The sequence below is a fragment of the Salinicoccus halitifaciens genome, assembly GCF_021026095.1.
GTDB classification, from domain to species: domain Bacteria; phylum Bacillota; class Bacilli; order Staphylococcales; family Salinicoccaceae; genus Lacicoccus; species Lacicoccus halitifaciens.
The window spans coordinates 52046-71585 of record NZ_JAJNCU010000002.1; the positions used below are offsets into that span (position 1 = coordinate 52046).

Here is a 19540-nt window from a genome sequence, read left to right on the forward strand (position 1 = left end):
AATAATGAGTAACAGTGTAAAAGTACTATCGCCGATTCCAGGAGTTTTTTATCGCAGACCATCCCCCGATGAAGATGTATATGTCAACGAGGGGGACGAAGTTAAAGAAGGAGATATCATCGGACTTGTTGAAGTCATGAAAAGTTTTCATGAGTTGAAAGCGGAAGCGGGGGGAATCATCGCCGAGTTCAAAGTTGAGGAAGAAGGTATGCTTGAAGCAGGTCAGGAAATCGCAGTTATCAATCAAAAATAGACGCAAAAAGTTCATGAGGTGGGCATATTGGCATTATTCAATAAAATATTAATCGCAAACCGTGGAGAAATCGCGTTGAGGATCATCAGAACCTGTCACCGCATGGGCATCGATACCGTGGCAGTCTATTCGGAAGCGGACAAAGATGCACCGTTTGTGAAAGAAGCGAAGGAAGCTGTCTGTGTCGGAGAGGCGCCGGCTAAAAAGAGTTATTTGAATATCGATAAAATTATCACTGCAGCAAAAGAACTGAATGTGGAGGCGGTGCATCCAGGCTACGGCTTCTTATCCGAAAGTTCAGGTTTTGTCGAACTTTGTGAGGACGCCGGAATCACCTTCATCGGTCCCGACAGGGATGTGATGGAAGTGATGGGCAGTAAACTGAAATCCCGTCAGATGATGAAAGAAGCGGGCATACCGGTCGTCCCGGGGTCGGATAAAAAGCTGGATACCATTGATGAGGCTCTGGAAGTCGCCGAAGGACTCGAATATCCATTGATGCTGAAGGCGAGTGCGGGCGGTGGCGGCATCGGCATGAAGAAAGTCCACAATAAGGAGGAGCTCGCAGCAGCATTCAAGACAACGAAGAAGCAGGCTGAAAACTTCTTTTCCGATGACAGATTATTTTTGGAACAGTGGATCTATGAACCGCGGCACATCGAAGTGCAGATTGCAGCGGATTCAAAGGGCAATGTAATTCACCTGTTTGAACGGGAATGCTCGGTCCAGAGACGTCATCAAAAAGTGGTTGAAGAATCCCCTTCGCCGTTTTTGAATGATGAAGTGAGGAAGCAACTTCTTGAAGCGGCAATCATCGGCGTCGAACATCTTGGTTACAGGAATCTCGGCACGATGGAATTCATCTTTGATGCTTCGGGAAATTTTTATTTCCTAGAAATGAATACAAGGTTACAGGTAGAGCACCCGGTCACCGAAGCAATCACCGGACTCGATCTGGTGGAGTGGCAAATCAGAATTGCAGCAGGTGAAACGCTGCCGATGGATCAGGAGGAAATCAGCAGCTCTGGTCATGCAATCGAAGCGCGGCTATACGCAGAAGATCCTAAGACTTATTTCCCGTCGCCGGGGAAAATCACTAAATTGAGTCTGTCAGAAGATCTCGCAAGATATGATTTTGGAGTGGTTGAAGGTTCACAGGTCACCCCATTTTACGATGCAATGATAGGAAAAATTATCGTTCATGGCGAAGACCGGGAGGATGCAATCGGTAAAATGACGGCAGCGCTGGATGGTATGAAAGTTGAAGGGATCACGACGAACCTGACACTGCTCAGGGACATCATGACTGCTGAACAATTCACATCCGGCCAATATACGACGAATTTCCTCGATGAGTTCAATATTTAACTTTGTAAGGTGGTGGATCGAATGAAGATAGATCTTAATTGTGATATGGGAGAAAGTTTCGGTTTACATGTGCAGGGCAACGATGAAGAAATGATGAAATACATCACATCTGCGAACATCGCGTGCGGATTCCATAGTGGGGACCCGCATGTCATGCGGGAGACTGTAGCACTCGCCAAAAAATATGGTGTGGGCATCGGTGCACATCCCGGCCTGCCTGACCTCGTCGGTTTCGGCCGCAGGCGGATGGACTGCACTGCATCGGAGATGAAGGACTTCGTCACTTATCAGATGGGCGCCTTAAGGGAATTCTCAAGGGCGAATGGTGTCAGCATACAGCACTGCAAACCGCACGGTGCGATGTATATGCAGGCGATGGAAGACCATGAAGTGGCAAGGGCGATTCTTGAAGCGATAGAAGAGATCGATAAGAATACAATCGTCTTTGCCGTAAATAACTCTGCTATGCTGGATGAAGCCGTGAAGATGGGGATCCCTGTCGCTAAAGAAGGCTATGCCGACCGGGAACATACGGCTGACGGCAGTCTGGTGCTCACCCGTAAAAGCAGGAACCTTGATGATTTCGATAAGATGGCAGAACGTGTCGTGCGCTTGGTGAAGGAGAAGAAGGTCATCACTCACGATGGTGAGGATGCATCGTTGGAAGTGGAGACGATCTGCATCCACGGTGATAATCCGGATGCACCGAAACTTGCAAAATCCGTTGTTTCCGCACTGGAGAATGCCGGTGTGGAAATTGTTCCGGTGAAGCAGCTGATCTGAAGTTTAGAAATATAATAAAAAGAACACAGAAATGTGTTCTTTTTATTTTTCATCAGGCCCGGATTAAAACCGATAATCATAAGTCACCCCGGCCATTTTTTGTTATACTCAACGAAAGATTAAATATTCTAAAAAATATTGACGTCCGAATACAAAGGGGTTATACAAGTGCAGGGGAAAACGCAATTTTTAAAAGGGTTCGGCATGCTGTCACGCATTCTGGCCGTCGCCTTCTCAAGTTTTGTCACAATACTTTCAACATCCATTCCGCTGATTTTATTTTATCCGGAGGTCAGTAACACCAATGTGCTGATTCTGATCGGCATTCTGCTGCTCGGTTCTTTTCTGACGCACGGTCTGTTGACGCATATCGTCAATGATCTCGCTGATTTCAAGTCGGGTACGGATGAGTACAGCCCCGGTGTGCTTTCCGGCGGGAGCAGGGTGATACAGACGAAGGTGTTCACCTATGCACAGTTGAAACTTTTCGGTGTGGTGCTCACAGCGGTGATGGCTCTCGCGGCGGTCTTGTTCTTCATCTTCGGTTATACGGTGCTCGGCATCCTCACAATCCTCGGCATGTGGGGGGCGATCTCGTACTCCATGAGACCGTTCATCTTCGCCTATAAGCCGCTTGCCGGTGAATGGCTGAGCCTTTTCCCTTCGATGCTTGCCCTGGGGCTTGCAGCGCCGTGGATCATGCTCGATTCAATACCGGTCTGGGCATGGTTCAACGCCGCAATCAATGCAATCTGGTGCATGGCCTGGGTCATGGTCCACCATATTCCGGATATGGATGCAGATCAGAGGGCGAAACCTGTCAAGAACACGAGTGTGCTTTATGCGGCCAACAGATGGGGCAGGCGCGCAGCACATCTCCCTGCCGTCCTGTACCTCGCCATCATCGGTGTGCTCGCCGTCATCATGACGTTCACCCGCCCGCTTGCTGGCATCATCACACTCATTCTCATCATCATCACGATACTGATGCTTTTTGATACGGATAAGCGTGATGTTGAAGCGGTCACAGCCACTGAGAAGAAAATGCTGATCATGGCGGCCCTGACTGCACTGATGCTCGGTTTCATCATTTAAAGCCCGCTTCGGATGGTGTATAATGAAACTAAACGGCCGGAGGTTTTCGATATGGAGAAATCTTATTTGAAAAAACGGTTTCTGGCACTGCTGATCGATTACATCATCATATGGGTCTACCTTATTTTACTGTTCCTCACTTTTTCGGTCATCTATATTTTATTCTTTGATGAAATTCCGGAATTCAATGAAATCTCGGCGCATCTGATGGCATTTTTCACGACCGTGCTGCCCGTGACCCTGGCGTTTTCATATATGGAGTCCAGGCACCCTTACGCGACGCCCGGGAAGAAAAAGACGGGGCTCGCAGTCGGGAATAAAACCCCCCTGCTCCCCTCAAGCCTGCTCCGGAATGCATTCAAGTTCTTGCCGTGGCATATCGGCCATACCGGCGTGATCCGTGCAATGTATCAGGATTATTCCGTATCCTGGTTCATGGTGGGAAATGCGGGATTTGTACTCGCGGGAGTTTATGTATTGATGGTGCTCTTCAGAAATGATCACAGGCACCTGCCGGATATGATTGCCGGTGCGGAAGTGGTCGCGGGGAGGGTCGGATCATGAAGAAAAAAAGAAGGTTTCTTATGATGCTCGGCGGGCTGATACTGGTTTTTTTCATCATCATACCTTTGATTGCCGGCCTTTTCATCTATTTCAGGGACACACCTGAGAACATCACATATGAGAGCGAAGTCTACAACACCGATTCGTTGGAGTTCCTGTACGATTTGACGTATGCGGACGAGACAGGGGAAGAGGTGCACGAACAGGAAATTTTCGATGAAATTTTCCTTATGATCGAGGAAGCGGAGGACTTCCTGCTGCTCGACATGTTTTTATTCAATGATGACTATGATCATGGGGATCCCGAGCTTGATTTCCCGCAGCTCTCGCAGGAATTATCGGATACTCTGATCCGGAAGAAGGAGCAGAATCCGGACATTGAGATCATTTTCATCACGGACCCGATCAACACCTTTTACCGGACTTATCTGCCGTCACATATCGAAAATATGAAGCGGGCCGGCATACAGGTGCATCAGACGGACCTTGATCCGCTACGGGACTCGAACCCGCTGTACTCAAGCTTCTACAGGGTGTATCTGCAGTGGTTCGGTGATTCGCAGGCGGGCTGGCTGCCCAATGTATTGAGGCCTGAAGGTCCGGAAGTGAACCTGCGTTCTTATTTCAGCCTTCTCAATTTCAAGGCGAACCACAGGAAGACCATCATGAATGAGCGTACTGCGATCATAACGTCGGCGAATCCGCATGATGCGAGTTTCTACCATTCCAACACTGCCTTCAAAGTCGGCGGTCCGGTCCTTGAAGATCTTATGGTGAGCGAGCGCGCAGTACTTGATATGGCAGGTGTGGATACTGAGGTGTTCGACGGATTTGATATCGACATGGATGATGATACCGGCGAATATGAAGTACAGCTCGTCACCGAAAGCAGAATCAAGGCACAGATGCTTGAGATGATCGAAGGGACCGGGGCGGGGGACGCAATCCGCACAGGCATCTTCTATATATCCGACAGGGATGTGATCCAGGCGTTGAAAGATGCCCTGGACCGCGGTGTTGAAGTGCAGATGGTGCTGGATGTGAATCAGGATGCCTTCGGCAATGAAAAGATAGGGATTCCGAACAAGCCCGTGGCCGCTGAGCTGATGGATCATGATCATCCGCCTGAAATCCGCTGGTATGAATCGCACGGGGAGCAGTATCATGCAAAATTCATGATAGCGGAGACTGATGAGGGCATCACCGTGACCGCCGGGACCACGAATTTTACAAGGCGCAACCTCGATGACTACAACCTTGAGACGAACCTCGTCGTAACCGGAAGCAAAGATTCTGAAGTGATGCAGGAACTGACGGCATATTATGAGCGCATCTGGAATAACGAGGAGGGGACGTACACGTCCGATTATGAGGTGCACAGTGAAGATATATGGTGGAAGAATATTTTATACAGGATACAGGAAAATCTGGGCACATCAACTTTTTAATTGGATGTTTACACCGGTAACCCGGGGGTAAAAGATAGTATGAAAGATGTGACAAATTTTTATAGGAGGCGTAAAAAATGAGAAGTATTATATATATTATCGGTCTTATTGTCGTCATTGCAGCAGTACTATCCTTAATTGGGCTGATATAATTGAGCGTTCCCAACCGAAAAATGAAGATGAAATCAAAAACCACGCATGGCTTTCATGCGTGGTATAAAAATGCCTTTTTTAACCCTCGAGTGTGAATTCATATTTCACTTCGCCGGCTTCTTCCCCCTCTTCATAAGTCCTTTCGACAAACGTTACCTTATCCGACTGATCGATTAATATGACGGTCGAGCACCTTGTGCCGTATTTATCCATATTGATGAAGAGCGGGGATAACTCCCGTTCAAGCGCTTTTGAAAGGCCGGTGTCCGGCAATCCTGAATCTGCGGTCTCGTCATCCCGGAGCAGTCTGAACAGTGCTTCGATATCCGCATCCCGATCTTCCATAACGGACTTCAGACCGTCCCTGCCCTTGACGACTTTCGGCCACGGCGTGTCGAGATGGTGGTTGGAAAGACCGTGCACCCCGTCTTCGACCCGGACGACTTCGTTGTCATAATTATTCAAGTAGTATAAACCATCCTTATTGCCGACGAGCAGGTTGAAGCCGGCGTAATCTCCGCCTTCTTCTGCGACTTTCTTCAAATATTCCTCCGGCTGATCATCGCCGGTCAAAAATTCCCTGACCAGGTGTCCGCGTGACTTTGAATGGGTGGAGAGGAGTTCTTTAGTGTTCCGGACATTGGTGAGTGCGGAAAACCTGCCATCCTTTGTGATGCCGAGCCATGTGCCCATGCCCCGGAGGTCGCGCCCGCCGAGCAGATTGGGGTGATCCTCCCAGAAATGCGCCGCTTCCGTCGGACGGCTGTACTCCTCATCACGGTTTGCCGCCATGACGAGCTTGTATCTGCTGTGGCTGTTCAGCTGGAAATTGATCAAACACATGGAATCAGTCCTATCGGGTTATAAGTTTACATACCATTATACTGGAAAATAGATAGTGGCTCCAGTGTGTACTTGAAAAGATCAGAGAGATAAGAAAATGTTGAGAAAAAGACTTTAAATGCTTACGATAGTAATTAAGGGAAAATTGAGTGAAGGGGAGTTTTGATTATGGCGAAGATAACAAAAAAAGATAATGCAGAATTTAAGCGTTCATTGAAGAATGCTAAAAATGAAGAAGACATACAAGCGGCATATAAAAGAATTTTTCATAAACGATTTGTTAGTGGGGACCCAAAAGCTATAATTAATAATCAATTTGGTAGTGATGGTTATTTACATACTCATGGATTAGTCCTAACGTTGAGAATGTTAATGGAATTTAAAAGTGGGACCTCACTCACCGACGTTTCTACAAGAGCAAGGATCATTGCACAGGTTCTATACTATTTAAAAAGATTTGAAATTCATGGTGATGAGTTACCTAATGTTATATTTAGTGGTGATGAAGAAGAAATGTTTGTTGTATATGCTCCAGTACTTTATCACTATTTAAAAGAGGATTATAACTGGGCTATTGCACCGAGTAATGCAGGTTTTGTAAATACCGACTTACTTCGAAAATTGATTGAGGATCCTAATCTCTCATCTTTTATATTTGATATTAGAACCCCTAATTTTGATATTAACGATGTTTTAAATGCAATTGATAGTTTGGTTATTAATGATGGTGTAGTATACAAAATTCGTGTGAATGAAGCAAATTTACGTGTGGTCTTTGAGGAATTTGTCAGGATGCTGTTCGCAGAGGATAGAAAAGTGAAGGTCGGTTTAGACCCCAAAAAACAACCTCATTTACTTGTACAAATTTTTATCCAATCAATCCTCGGGAATCCTGATATTTATCCAGTACCAAGAAAAAAGAACACACTTAAACTACCGGATGGCAACGAAGTAAAGCTAGATACAACAGCGTATAGTTCATTTTTCACAAGGTATGAACGGAAATATACTATAGAAGAAAAAGATACGATAAAAGCGATTGCTGATCAGTTGATTGAAGAAACTGAAAGACGATACAGTGGTGATTTTTGGACACCGACAGTCTGGGCAGATAAGGCACATACCTTGATTGAACAACAGTTGGGTAAAAATTGGCGTAATGAGTATGTCGTGTGGGATCCAGCATGCGGCACTAAAAATTTAACACGTGACTATCAATTTAAAGAATTATATTCATCAACATTGTTCCAAGAAGAATTGAATATGGCGGATGCTTACAATAGAGATAGTATATCGTTTCAATATGACTTTTTAAATGATGATATAGATATTAAACCAGATTTAAACCTATTTGATTTAAAGATGCCAAAAGAATTATTCCAAGCTCTACAAAATGATAAGCCCATAGTGTTCTTTGCCAATCCTCCTTATGCAACCGCCAATGATGCCGGCGCAAAAGGCACTTCAAAACAAGGAACAGCAAAAACTCGAATTAATGAAATAATGAAAGAGGATAAATTAGGTTCAGCCTCACAACAACTTTATGCACAATTTTTTTACAGAATATTAAAATTAAAAAAAGATTTCAAGCTTTCCAATGTTCATATTGCATTTTTTAGTAAACCAACATTTCTAAATGGGGGCTCTTATTGGGAAAAATTTAATCAAAGGTTGTTTGAGCAATTTAAATTTAAAGATGGTATGTTACTTAAATCTGGGGAGTTCTCTGATGTAACTGATATTTGGGCTGTAACTTTTAGTATATATAGTGCTCGAAGCATGTCGGTAGAGGATTTTGAAAGAGAATTCAAAATGTCAGTAGAGCATTTAACTCCGGAAGGAATTAAAAAAATCGGTAATAAAACTATAAGAATGGTAGGACAGGAAGATTTTTTATCAGAATGGTTAAGAGAACCAACTAAAGGCCGACGAGATTATAAGGCTGCTCCTTATCCACAGTTTAGTTCAATTTTTAACGTTAACGAATCTAAAGCTCATAGAGGTAAGTTACTCAGTGATGCTTTCGGATATTTTGTTAATGTAGCCAATAATGTCTATAATTCACAAAGAGATGTAGTTATATACAGTGGTTCAGCTTATAAAGCAAATGGAGTATCTATTACAAAAGATAATTTTGAGCGTGTTGCTGTAACATTTGCTTCACGTAAATCTGTCACTCATAATTGGTTGAATGACAATGATAACTTTAAAACTCCTCATGAGGTGGAGATGAGAACTCCCGCTTGGTCTGATTTCGTTAATGATTGTATTATTTATTCATTGTTTAATATTACTGCGAGTTATCAATCATCCCAAGCAGAAGTTTTATATAATGGTGATTTTTACGAAATAAAAAACGAAATGTTTTATATGAGTAAAGATCGTATTAAGAAGTTAGCGCAAGATCGATACCTTAATGAGATTGAAGAGCAATTGAGATTTCAACATGAAGAGCGATATGTATATTCTTTAATAAATGATAGAAAGTTATCACCAGAAGCTCAAAGAGTTTACGATGAGGCTGTAAAACTAACAGAAAAAGCATTTGATTATAGAGATATAGTGAATCTTGAACACCCAGAATGGAACGTAAAACGTTGGGATGCAGGTTTTTATCAAACATATAAAATAATTAACAAGTATAAAATCATAGGATGGAATGAATTTAGAGAATTATTCAAAGAACTTGAAAGAAAAATCGAAAGGAAAGTATATAAGTTTGGAATGTTAATAGAATAAAAATAGGAACTTTATCTAATATATAAAATTCACTTATATGAAGGTAAAAAATAAGGGCACCTCAATAGATTAACTTGAGGTGCCCTTATAGATAAATTAGGCTATTAATTAACTCGAAAAAACAGAGTTTATATCATTAAAAGAATCTATAAATAGTTCTGTTTTAAGAGTGTCTAGTCTTTATTTGAAAGTCTTATGGACGGAAGCATCGAAGATCTCTTCGACCGCCTTATCGAGTGAAGTGTTGAAATCATCGTCCGATAAGTCCGCTTTCAGGTCGGAAGCAAGCGCCCTTGAGAAGCTTGCGATCAGGCCCTCGTTCTCTTTAAGCTTATCGTTCGCCTGACGGCGTGTATATCCGCCGGAAAGTGCAACGACCCTGATGACCTGCGGGTGGTCGATCAGTTCCTTGTAGAAGTTCGCCTTCGTCGGGATGGTCAGCTTCAGCATCACGTACTCATCGTCGTTCAGTTCATTCAGGTGGTTCATGATTTCATTTTTGAGGATCCTTTCGATCTCTTCCTTGTCCTCGGCATGAATGCTGACTTCAGGTTCGATGATCGGTACGAGGCCGGACTGTGTGATGCGCTTGCCGACTTCGAACTGCTGGTCGACGACGGCCTTGATGCCGGACTCATTCGCCTCAAGGATATTGGAGCGCATCTTCGTGCCGAACATGCCACGTTCAACCGCACGGCGGAGCAGATCGTCAAGGTCAGGCATCGGCTTCATCAGCTGTGCGCCGTTTTCCACATCGGCAAGGCCCTTGTCCACTTTGACGAACGGGACGATGCCTTTCTCTGCGAGGTAGTCACCTGTGTATTTGCCCTCGATTTTACGATCCATCGTCTGTTCGAAAAGAATCGCCCCGAGAATCCTGTCTTTGTTGAAAGAAGGTGAAGTGATGATGCGGGAGCGCATCTCATGGACCAAATCAAACATTTCCTCGTCGCTTGAATACTGGTCCTCATCCACGCCGTAAGCTTTCAGAGCTTTTGGAGTACTGCCGCCGCTCTGGTCGAGCGCTGCGATAAATCCGTCATCATTTTTCATTCTGTTGAACTGTTCCTGATTCACTTATAATCACTCCTAAATTTTTTCTCTTCACTTATCATTATGCTAAATAAACACAATTCATGCAATGATTTAATGGGCCCGGGCCTTTACAGAGGCTGGGCGCTGCAAATGCATGGCCGGTGGAGCATCTTACATCGATGATTCCGATGTGAAAATCCCCGTATTCTATCATTTACCCGGAATGTTATAATTTTAATGAATTTTTTCTTTTATTTTTGAGGATACAGTGATTAATGAAGGTGCCGGTGGCAGGACAGGTGGAATCTATTGCTCACTGGGGAGACTGAATGAGCGATGGGGCGGTTCTATCGCTCACCGGGGAGACTGAATGAGCGATGGGGACGTTCTGTCACTCACCGGGAAGATTGAATGAGCGAGGGGGAGGTTCTACCGCTCACTGGGAAGTTTATTACAGAAATCGGGTGATCACATGGACTTAACAATCAGGAAAGTGACTGTGGAAGATGCAGAAAGAATCGCGGAAATCTGCAGGACGGGCTGGCTGGATACAGTGGAAGATATATTTTCGGACACTTATAAGCGTAAGACCGTGGAATTCTGGTATACGCCCGGGAAAGTAGAACAGGATATCAAGAAAGGCCACTATTCATATGTCGCCGAAGCCGGAGGGGAAGTCGCCGGCGTGATCGGCGGCGGTATGACCGGCAGCACTGTAAATGAAATATTCGTCTTCTACGTTGACGGCAGGTTTAGATATATGAGTATTGGAAAGAAGCTGCTCGAGACTTTCACCGAACATTTCAGGAATAAAGGGGCACGTCAGCAGTGGGCGTCCGTCCAGGAGGGGAATACACTCGGCCTGCCATTTTATGAGGCGCAGGGTTTCCAGTGCGAAGGGGTGAAGGAGACGCGGACCGGCACCGGGGAAGTGCAGCGATCACTCAGGATGAAGCGGGAGATCGGTTGATGGTGAAGGAGTTCCCATCGGCCAAGTGGGATTTCGTTTGACCGATAGAACGCTCCCATCGGCCAAGTGGGCTTTCGTTTGACCGATAGAACACGTCTACCGGCCAAGTGGGATTTCGTTTGACCGATAGAAAGCTCCCATCGACCAAGTGGGATTTCGTTTGACCGATAGAACACGTCTACCGGCCAAGTGGGATTTCGTTTGACCGATAGAACACGCCCATCGACCAAGTGGGATTTCGTTTGACCGATAGAACACGTCTACCGGCCAAGTGGGGTTTCGTTTGCCCGATAGAACGCTCCCATCGGCCAAATGGGGCTTTGTTTGCCCGATAGAACACGCCCATCGGCCAAGTGGTATTTCGTTTGACCGATAGAACGCTCCTACCGGCCAATTGACACTCCCATCGCCCGATAATCACCACCCCCTCCCACAATAATTTGCTAAAATAACGATATATGAATAATTCACTTCTTACGATGGATGCAGAGTGGTTACGGGATGCCTTTTCATGTAATTTAAATTATAATGAAGGCATGCAGAATGACGTGTGTCTACTAAACTGGAGGATGTAAATGATGTCAACGACTAGAATATTCGGCCATCGGGGCGCCAAGGGCCATTATCCCGAAAATACGATGCTCGGTTTCAATAAAGCCTTTGAAATGGGTGCGGACGGCATTGAAATCGATGTCCACCTGACTAAAGATAAAAAGCTCGTCGTGATTCATGATGAAAGTCTGGACCGCACGACAACCGACAGGGGGCTCGTCAAGGACTGGAAGATCTTCGACCTGAAAAACGTTAAAACAGGCGTGAAATTCAAAAATATGTCGAAATATAATATGACATGGGATAAGGAAAGGATTCCGGAATTGTTCGAAGTGCTTGCACTTTTCGCCACGGAAAACACCGTCATCAACATCGAGCTGAAAACGGATGTATATGATTATAAAGGAATAGAAAGGGAAGTGCATCACACTGTTGCGACGCGGGGCATGCTCGACAGGGTGGTTTTTTCCTCATTCAATATGGATACTCTCGACCGTCTGAAAAAGCATGATCCGAATGTGAGGATCGCCTACCTGGTCAATGAACTTCCCGAGAACTATGAGAAGCTGATGGAAGATCATGACTTCGAAGCGTACCACTTAAGAGTGGACTCGGCACTCAAAAATATGGATATCATGAAGGAGAAGGGAATCTTCTTCAGAATCTGGACGGTGAACGAAAGGGACCATATCAAGCAGCTGATCGATGCGGGTGTCCGTGGAATCATCACTGATTATCCGGATCTCGCACTCACTCTTCTGGACGATTAAAAGACCGCCATCCACAAAAGGATGGCGGTCTTCATATTTAGAGGCTCCAGTAATGGTAGCCTTTTTCTTTGCATTCGTTTCTGTCCAGTGTGCCTTTCACATCCACGATCACTCTCTGATTGTTCCTGAACAGGCCGCTCAAGCTGTCCAGATCGAAATCCTTCAAGTATTCCTCATGGGGAACTGTCAGCACCACGCAGTCAAGGTCCTTCAGATCTTCGTCACTGACGAGCTCTATACCTAGATCGCGCTTGACCGCTTCCGGCACCGCCACGGGATCGTGTACAAGGACATTGACGCCGTAATCTTCAAGCTCATCGATGATATCGGTCACTTTAGTGTTCCGTACGTCGGATACATTCTCCTTGAAAGTCAGGCCGAGCACGGCTACTCGTGCATCCGCGACCTGCTGGCCGGCTTTGATCATCTGTTTGATGATGTTGCCTGCGATATATTTACCCATATCGTCATTCACTTTCCTGCCCGAGAGGATGATCTGTGAATGATAGCCCAGCTGTTCCGCCTTGTAGGTGAAATAGTACGGGTCCACACCGATGCAGTGGCCGCCGACAAGCCCCGGCGTGAACTTCAGGAAGTTCCACTTCGTGCCGGCCGCTTCAAGCACTGCATTCGTATCGATGTCCATCTTATTGAAGACCATCGAGAGTTCATTCATGAAAGCGATGTTGATATCCCTCTGCGAGTTTTCGATCACTTTTGAAGCTTCGGCCACTTTGATGCTCTCTGCTTCATGCACTCCGGCTTCAATGATTGAGCTGTAGACGTCTGAGACTTCCTTCAGCGCTTCCTCATCGGAGCCCGAGACGACTTTGACGATGCGGGTCAGTGTATTCACCCTGTCACCCGGATTGATGCGCTCCGGGGAATAGCCGACTTTGAAATCCTCGCCAAACTTCAGGCCGGACAATTCCTCGAGTATCGGGATGCATATCTCCTCGGTCGTCCCCGGGTAGACCGTGGATTCGTATACGACGATCGAACCTTTCGTGAGGTTCCTTCCGACCGTTTCACTCGCACCGATCACAGGCTTCAGATCCGGTGTCTTATCCGTATTGATCGGTGTCGGCACCGAGACGATGAAGAACTTCGACTGTCCGATGTCCGCCTCATCACTTGTAAACTGCATCGTCGTATTCCGGATCGCTTCATCTCCGACCTCATCCGTCACGTCCGTCCCGCCCAAATACTGGTCCAATTTTTCCTGATTGACGTCATAACCGATCACATCATATTTCTTTGCGAACTCAACAGCAAGCGGCAGGCCGACATACCCCAGCCCGATGATGGCCATCGATGCTTCCTTTGCCTGCAGTTTTTCAAATAAACTCATACCATCTCTACCTTCCTTGATCCACTTTTTCAAACGTGGAAAATCTATCTTAGTCATTATACAATCAATAATGTTTCCATGCACTACATCTACCCTAAAAAGTAGAATAATAAAAGAGCCTGTGATAAAATTAGTGAATGCAATTTATGAGATTAAATTTGAAAAATATATGATATAAATGGAACGATCAGGCTGTATATCAGTGTTCAGTAAAGACTGGGAGTGTAAAGTTTTATGGATATTGCAGTAATTGGTACAGGCTATGTCGGCCTGGTGACCGGGGCGTGTCTTGCCGAGGTCGGCAACCGGGTGACATGCATCGACATCGATGAAGAGAAAGTGGCAACATTGAAGCAGGGCATCAGTCCGATATACGAGGCGGGGCTTGAGGAACTGCTCCGGGAGAACATTTCCAGATCACGCCTGGATTTCACGACGGATTATGAAGAGGGGCTCGCCGGGAAGGACATCGTCTACATCGCAGTCGGCACCCCGCAGAACGACGACGGGTCCGCAGATCTGACCGCCGTCGAAGCAGTCTGCCGCTCACTGTCAAGACACCTTACACAGGATGTTATCATCGTGACGAAAAGCACGGTGCCGGTCGGGACGAACGAATACATCAAAGCACTGATCGAGGAGAATTTGGAAGGTGATGTGACAATAAACATCGCCTCCAACCCGGAATTTTTAAGGCAGGGTTCCGCCGTCCATGATACATTCAACGGGGACCGCATCGTCATCGGTGCCGATTCACCGGAAGTGCTGGATGTGCTCGAGACAGTCAATGCAGGCTTCAACCTGCCCATCGTCAGGACGAATCTCCGCAGTGCGGAAATGATCAAATATGCATCCAACGCATTCCTCGCGACGAAAATCAGCTTCATCAACGAGATGGCGAACCTTTCCGAACGGATCGGGGCGAACATCGACGATGTGTCAAGAGGCATGGGGATGGACCGGAGGATAGGCGAGGCATTCCTGAACGCCGGCATCGGGTACGGCGGCTCATGTTTCCCGAAAGATACGCGTGCAATCATTTCGGTGGCACAGGAAGCTTCATATGATATGCAGATCCTTGAAAACGTCGTCGACTCCAATGAACGCCAGAGGGGCATCATCGTCGACAAAGTCATGGACCGCTTCCAGTCGATCAAAGGCAAAAAGGTCGCCGTCCTCGGCCTCGCCTTCAAGCCGAACACGGATGATGTCCGTGAGGCGCCATCGATATCGGTCATCGAAAAGCTGCTCGATGAAGGTGCCGAAGTGCACACGTTCGATCCTGCAGCCATGGAAAATGCCCGCAAAGTGCTGCCGGAAGGTGTGCATTACACGGACAGCATCGAAGCGGCCGTAAAGAATGCGGAGATTGCGATCATACTGACCGAATGGAAGGAAATAAAGGAATTCCCGATTGAAAAGTATGAATCACTGATGGAGAATCCGGTGGTCTTCGACGGCAGGAACTGCTTTACGCTCGCAGAAGTCGAAAAGACCGGTGTGGAATACCACTCCATCGGCCGTCCGTCCATTGGAAATTAAGCCCGAAAGCCGACGTCGCTGTCGGCTTTTTTTATTAGGACTCTCCTCTGGCGGGCAGGCGTTTATTTGTATACTGGACGTGCTGTGATATAATACACGAGGTGAAATATCGGATTTTCCGGGAAGGCTTGAACATTTATGGAGAAGAAGAAAATACTGTTTTTCATATACCGGATGGGCGGCGGCGGTGCGGCACGGACGCTTTTGAACATCATCAACAACATCGACCGGATGAAGTTTACACCCCTTCTTGTGACGCTCGACCGTGAAGGCGGGTATGAGGAGTATGTGGCTGCGGATGTCCCCTTCATAAAGCTTGAGACGAAGCGGCTCCGGGGTGCCGTGACCCGGCTTTCGGAAGTGATCAGGGAAGAGCGTCCCGACATCGTCTTCAGCACGATACCGAATTACAACATCACGGCCCTTCTTGCGACGATACTCTCACGCACGCCGGCCGTCAATGTGGTGAGGGAGGCGGCCTACCTCGGCGGCACGGCGAAGGAGGATGCCAAACTGCGCTTTGCAGGATTCCTTTACAGGCGTGCCTCCCGGGTGATCGCGCTGTCAGAAGGCGTGAAAGACAATATTATTAAGCGATATAAAGTGAATTCTGATAAAATTGATATTATATATAATCCGGTGGACGTGGAAGGCATCCAGGCGCTGATGGCTCAGGATGATATTGATCCCGGGCATCAGGCGGTCTTCCAGGGCGGCGGCAAAGTCATCATCACCGCGGGACGCTTCCACCACGATAAAGACCAGAAGACATTGCTCAGAGCATTCAAGTCGGTGCAGGAAGAAATGCCGGGCACCCGGCTGATGATACTCGGCGAAGGTGAGCTTGAGGCTGAACTGAAGCAGCTGGCAGAAGACCTGGGAATAGCGGATGCCGTCCATTTTACGGGCTTCCGGCGCAACCCCTATGCCTACTTCGCGCAGTCGGACCTGTTCGTATTATCCTCCGTCCGGGAAGGCTTCGGCCATGTGCTGACCGAAGCGCTCGCAACAGGCACACCGGTCGTCTCCGCAAAAGCGCACCCCGGGGCCGGGGAAGTGCTGGATGGCGGAGAATACGGGCTGATGTGCGAACCCTCCGATCCAGAGGCTCTTGCGGCAGGCATTTCATATATGCTGAAGCTGGATGAGGAGAAAAGACAGGCCATCATCGAAAAAGGGCTCCGGCGCGCCGGGATGTTCCATGCAGAAAAAATCGTGAAGCAGTACGAGCGGATGTTTACGGACGTACTGAAAAAAACTTGAAAAACAGGAGAGTCATTATGGAAAGAAAAAAAAGCGTGATACATATGACGACCGTCCATCACCCTTATGATCCGAGGATCTACCATAAGCAGTGCAAATCACTCCAGGCGGCCGGGTTCGACGTCACACTGATCGCAAGGCGCGATCCGAAGCGGAATGAGGCGGATAAAACCATCCCCCACATTATGCTGAAGACGTATAAGTCGAGGCTCGCCCGCATGGTCTTCGGCACTTATGATGCGTACAGGCAGGCGAAATCCATGGATGCGGACATCATCACTTTCCACGATCCGGAGCTGATGCCTGCAGCATGGGCCCTCAAGAAGAAAGGGCATACGGTCATCTATGACATCCATGAAGATTACATCACAAGCATCATGCAGAAGGATTACTTGAGTGAGCCCGTCAAAAGGTTCGCCGCTTCCGGATATAAATTGATGGAGAAGTTCTTCACCAGGGGCATGGGTCTGTCGCTCGCGGAGAAATACTACGAAGAGCGGTACCCTGACGGCGTGTGGATACTGAACTATCCGACGGTGAATGAAAAATTCCTCCGAAACGCGCGCACCGGGCCGGCAGAGGACCGGGTGCTCTACACCGGGAACGTCTCGCATGTCAGGGGCGCACTGCAGCATGCGAAGCTGCCGGTGCTGGATCCGGACATCGAAGTGCACTTTGTCGGCAAATGCCCGGGTGAACTTGCCGAAGAGATGTATGAAGTGGCGGGCAGTGCATCCGGCAGGCTCCATATAGAAGGCATCGACAGCTTCATTGAAAAGGAAGTCATCGAGGAAAGGTACCTTGAGCGGAACTGGCTTGCGGGCATCGCGCTGTTCCCGCCGACGGAGCATTACAAAAAGAAGGAACTCACGAAATTCTTCGAATATATGAATGCAGGACTCCCCGTCATCTGTTCCGATTTCCCGGTATGGCAGGCGTTTATTGAAAAATATGAATGCGGCATAGCGGTCGATCCGGAAGATGACGCGGCGATTAAACGTGCACTCGATTATTTGCGCGAACATCCGGATGAGGCCGCCCGCATGGGTGAAAACGGGAAAAGGGCCGTGATGGAGGAACTGAACTGGGAGACCCAGGAAAGGAAGCTCGTACGCTGGTACGATGCGCTCGGAGGGTCCGAGAGGGAACAGGAGGCATGAAATGATGAATCAGGACATACCGACGGTGTCGGTGATCACACCTGCATATAATGCGGAACGATTCATAAAAGAAACGATACAGTCCGTCCTCGACCAGACATATTCCGACTGGGAGATGATCATCGTGGATGATCAGTCCAAGGACAAGACGGTTGAATATATAAAAGAGGTGCAGGCGGAAGACGACCGCATCCGGCTGGTGGAGCTCGAGGAGAACTCCGGCTCAGCAGTGGCAAGGAACACCGCCATCGAAAATGCGAGGGGGCGCTATATCGCCTTTCTCGACAGCGATGACAGCTGGACGCCTGAAAAGCTCGAACGCCAGCTCAGATTCATGAAGGATAAGGATATCGCGTTTTCATTCACAGCATATGTACGCACGCTGGAAGACGGCACGGAGACGGATTACATTTCAAGGACGCCCGCGACGGTGGACTGGGATGCACTGATGAAGCGCTGTGTCATCGGCTGCCTCACCGTCATGCTCGACCGGGAAAAGACGGGGGATGTGAAGATGGTGGATATCCGCACGCGTCAGGACTATGCATTGTGGCTCGAACTGACACGCCGCGGGTTCACGGCCCACGGCCTTGCGGATGTGCTCGCAAAGTACAGGGTCGTCGGCGATTCCATCTCAAGCAACAAATGGAAAGCGGCAAAGCGCAACTGGTATGTATTCAGGCATATCGAATCCCAGAGCCTCCCGAAGACGCTGTGGTATTTCGGCCATTATGCAGTGATTGCCGTGAAAGACTTGATCGATTACAAAATTGCTTTGAACAGAGGTCCGGGAAATAAAAACCCCGGACGCGAGTAAACTAGGCGGTGTCATTTTAAATCATGAAAACTTATTTGAAGGAAATGCTGAGTCGTAAAGACTTGCTATATTATCTTGTGAGGTCCGGCCTGAAGGCGGAGCACCGCAACAGCTATCTCGGCTATTTGTGGTGGCTGCTCGATCCGCTCCTGAACGTATTGGTCTTTTATTTTCTCATTGTCGTCATATTGGATCGCGGAGGCACCGAAGACTTTCCATTATTTCTCGTTATTGGTCTGATTGTTTGGCGTTGTATCAGTGCAACACTGGGGTCTTCATCCGGGTCAATCATGCGGTACAGCTCGATTGTAAGCCAGGTGTATCTACCGAAATCGTTGTTCCCCATATCATTCACGCTGACCCAACTGTTCAACTTTGCTTTCGGATTCGTGGTTATTGCGGCGTTCCTCGCGTGGTTCCGTGTAATGCCGGGATGGGAAGTTATCTTCCTGCCGCTGCTGATCATCATACAAACGATATTTTTGCTCGCCATCGGAATGATTCTGGCGTATGTCACTGTGTTTGTAAGAGATCTTGAGAATGTTTTGCAATATGTCACAAGAGTATTATTCTATGCATCTCCAATCATCTGGGAAGGCGGCAGGCTACCACCGGAATACGGCTGGGCGGTCACTTATAACCCGATTGCAGTCATCGTCACATCCTACAGGGACATATTGATGTATGGCAATCTGCCAAACTTTTTAGGGCTTGGAATCATTTTGGCTGCATCCATTGTAATAATCGTATTCATGCTGTGGTATTACAGTCAAAACGAACATAAAATCATCAAGTCACTATAGTCGTATTATAAGCGAATATATTTATAAAGAG

At 47.3% G+C, this 19540-nt stretch carries 17 protein-coding genes; 14 read left to right on the top strand and 3 right to left on the bottom strand.

The genetic code is table 11. The annotated features are described in order from the left end of the window. The first annotated feature begins 4 nt into the window (after positions 1-4). The 6 genes from LPW40_RS04945 (at position 5) to LPW40_RS04970 (ending at position 5511) form a co-directional block, all read left to right on the top strand. Positions 5-253 carry an acetyl-CoA carboxylase gene (locus LPW40_RS04945; protein ID WP_230821123.1) on the top strand — a complete coding sequence of 83 codons (249 nt, stop codon included), beginning with the start codon at positions 5-7 and terminating at the stop codon, positions 251-253. Positions 254-280: 27 nt separating this feature from the next. Then, on the top strand, positions 281-1621 hold the full coding sequence (locus LPW40_RS04950; protein WP_230821124.1) for an acetyl-CoA carboxylase biotin carboxylase subunit: 1341 nt from the start codon (positions 281-283) through the stop codon (positions 1619-1621). Positions 1622-1642: 21 nt separating this feature from the next. Beyond that, positions 1643-2404, top strand: a complete 762-nt coding sequence (locus LPW40_RS04955) for a LamB/YcsF family protein (RefSeq protein WP_230821125.1) — start codon at positions 1643-1645, stop codon at positions 2402-2404. Between the two features lie 168 nt (positions 2405-2572). After that, the gene (locus LPW40_RS04960; RefSeq protein ID WP_230821126.1) at positions 2573-3499 is read left to right on the top strand and encodes a prenyltransferase; all 927 of its coding nucleotides are present in this window, start codon (positions 2573-2575) and stop codon (positions 3497-3499) included. Positions 3500-3550: 51 nt separating this feature from the next. Then, positions 3551-4063 carry an RDD family protein gene (locus LPW40_RS04965; RefSeq protein WP_230821127.1) on the top strand — a complete coding sequence of 171 codons (513 nt, stop codon included), beginning with the start codon at positions 3551-3553 and terminating at the stop codon, positions 4061-4063. Further along, complete coding sequence (locus LPW40_RS04970; protein WP_230821128.1) at positions 4060-5511, top strand: phospholipase D family protein; 1452 nt, start codon at positions 4060-4062, stop codon at positions 5509-5511. Before LPW40_RS04965 ends, LPW40_RS04970 begins: the two co-directional genes overlap by 4 nt. Positions 5512-5742: 231 nt before the next feature. Here LPW40_RS04970 and LPW40_RS04975 read toward each other — a convergent pair whose 3' ends face one another. Next, positions 5743-6507 (bottom strand): NRDE family protein, encoded by a 765-nt coding sequence (locus LPW40_RS04975; protein WP_230821129.1) that lies wholly within the window; start codon positions 6505-6507, stop codon positions 5743-5745. 168 nt (positions 6508-6675) lie between these two features. Between LPW40_RS04975 and LPW40_RS04980 the strand changes: the two genes are divergently transcribed. After that, positions 6676-9246 (top strand): hypothetical protein, encoded by a 2571-nt coding sequence (locus LPW40_RS04980; protein ID WP_230821130.1) that lies wholly within the window; start codon positions 6676-6678, stop codon positions 9244-9246. Between the two features lie 180 nt (positions 9247-9426). Here the strand turns inward: LPW40_RS04980 and LPW40_RS04985 are convergent, their stop codons facing one another. Continuing rightward, positions 9427-10323, bottom strand: a complete 897-nt coding sequence (locus LPW40_RS04985; RefSeq protein ID WP_230821131.1) for a fructose bisphosphate aldolase — start codon at positions 10321-10323, stop codon at positions 9427-9429. Positions 10324-10753: 430 nt separating this feature from the next. Between LPW40_RS04985 and LPW40_RS04990 the strand changes: the two genes are divergently transcribed. Both LPW40_RS04990 and LPW40_RS04995 read left to right on the top strand, forming a co-directional pair. Further along, positions 10754-11251 (top strand): GNAT family N-acetyltransferase, encoded by a 498-nt coding sequence (locus LPW40_RS04990; RefSeq protein WP_230821132.1) that lies wholly within the window; start codon positions 10754-10756, stop codon positions 11249-11251. A gap of 578 nt (positions 11252-11829) precedes the next feature. Further along, complete coding sequence (locus LPW40_RS04995; protein ID WP_230821133.1) at positions 11830-12573, top strand: glycerophosphodiester phosphodiesterase; 744 nt, start codon at positions 11830-11832, stop codon at positions 12571-12573. A gap of 37 nt (positions 12574-12610) precedes the next feature. Here the strand turns inward: LPW40_RS04995 and LPW40_RS05000 are convergent, their stop codons facing one another. After that, complete coding sequence (locus LPW40_RS05000) at positions 12611-13924, bottom strand: nucleotide sugar dehydrogenase (protein WP_230821425.1); 1314 nt, start codon at positions 13922-13924, stop codon at positions 12611-12613. 234 nt (positions 13925-14158) lie between these two features. Here LPW40_RS05000 and LPW40_RS05005 point away from each other — a divergent pair, with 234 nt between their 5' ends. From LPW40_RS05005 to LPW40_RS05025, 5 genes are all read left to right on the top strand, one after another. Beyond that, on the top strand, positions 14159-15466 hold the full coding sequence (locus LPW40_RS05005; RefSeq protein WP_230821134.1) for a UDP-glucose dehydrogenase family protein: 1308 nt from the start codon (positions 14159-14161) through the stop codon (positions 15464-15466). A gap of 138 nt (positions 15467-15604) precedes the next feature. Then, the gene (locus LPW40_RS05010) at positions 15605-16729 is read left to right on the top strand and encodes a glycosyltransferase (protein WP_230821135.1); all 1125 of its coding nucleotides are present in this window, start codon (positions 15605-15607) and stop codon (positions 16727-16729) included. Positions 16730-16746: 17 nt separating this feature from the next. Next, positions 16747-17889, top strand: a complete 1143-nt coding sequence (locus LPW40_RS05015) for a glycosyltransferase (protein WP_230821136.1) — start codon at positions 16747-16749, stop codon at positions 17887-17889. Between the two features lie 4 nt (positions 17890-17893). Beyond that, positions 17894-18706 carry a glycosyltransferase family 2 protein gene (locus tag LPW40_RS05020; protein WP_230821426.1) on the top strand — a complete coding sequence of 271 codons (813 nt, stop codon included), beginning with the start codon at positions 17894-17896 and terminating at the stop codon, positions 18704-18706. A gap of 23 nt (positions 18707-18729) precedes the next feature. After that, positions 18730-19509, top strand: a complete 780-nt coding sequence (locus LPW40_RS05025; RefSeq protein ID WP_230821137.1) for an ABC transporter permease — start codon at positions 18730-18732, stop codon at positions 19507-19509. Positions 19510-19540 lie beyond the last annotated feature (31 nt).

Bases quoted from the DNA above. Each gene is read 5' to 3' on its own strand.
- LPW40_RS04945 (WP_230821123.1), top strand. From the start codon at position 5: ATGAGTAACAGTGTAAAAGTACTATCGCCGATTCCAGGAGTTTTTTAT.
- LPW40_RS04955 (WP_230821125.1), top strand. From the start codon at position 1,643: ATGAAGATAGATCTTAATTGTGATATGGGAGAAAGTTTCGGTTTACAT.
- LPW40_RS04965 (WP_230821127.1), top strand. From the start codon at position 3,551: ATGGAGAAATCTTATTTGAAAAAACGGTTTCTGGCACTGCTGATCGAT.
- LPW40_RS04970 (WP_230821128.1), top strand. From the start codon at position 4,060: ATGAAGAAAAAAAGAAGGTTTCTTATGATGCTCGGCGGGCTGATACTG.
- LPW40_RS04975 (WP_230821129.1), bottom strand. From the start codon at position 6,507: ATGTGTTTGATCAATTTCCAGCTGAACAGCCACAGCAGATACAAGCTC.
- LPW40_RS04980 (WP_230821130.1), top strand. From the start codon at position 6,676: ATGGCGAAGATAACAAAAAAAGATAATGCAGAATTTAAGCGTTCATTG.
- LPW40_RS04990 (WP_230821132.1), top strand. From the start codon at position 10,754: ATGGACTTAACAATCAGGAAAGTGACTGTGGAAGATGCAGAAAGAATC.
- LPW40_RS04995 (WP_230821133.1), top strand. From the start codon at position 11,830: ATGTCAACGACTAGAATATTCGGCCATCGGGGCGCCAAGGGCCATTAT.
- LPW40_RS05000 (WP_230821425.1), bottom strand. From the start codon at position 13,924: ATGAGTTTATTTGAAAAACTGCAGGCAAAGGAAGCATCGATGGCCATC.
- LPW40_RS05005 (WP_230821134.1), top strand. From the start codon at position 14,159: ATGGATATTGCAGTAATTGGTACAGGCTATGTCGGCCTGGTGACCGGG.
- LPW40_RS05010 (WP_230821135.1), top strand. From the start codon at position 15,605: ATGGAGAAGAAGAAAATACTGTTTTTCATATACCGGATGGGCGGCGGC.
- LPW40_RS05015 (WP_230821136.1), top strand. From the start codon at position 16,747: ATGGAAAGAAAAAAAAGCGTGATACATATGACGACCGTCCATCACCCT.
- LPW40_RS05020 (WP_230821426.1), top strand. From the start codon at position 17,894: ATGAATCAGGACATACCGACGGTGTCGGTGATCACACCTGCATATAAT.
- LPW40_RS05025 (WP_230821137.1), top strand. From the start codon at position 18,730: ATGAAAACTTATTTGAAGGAAATGCTGAGTCGTAAAGACTTGCTATAT.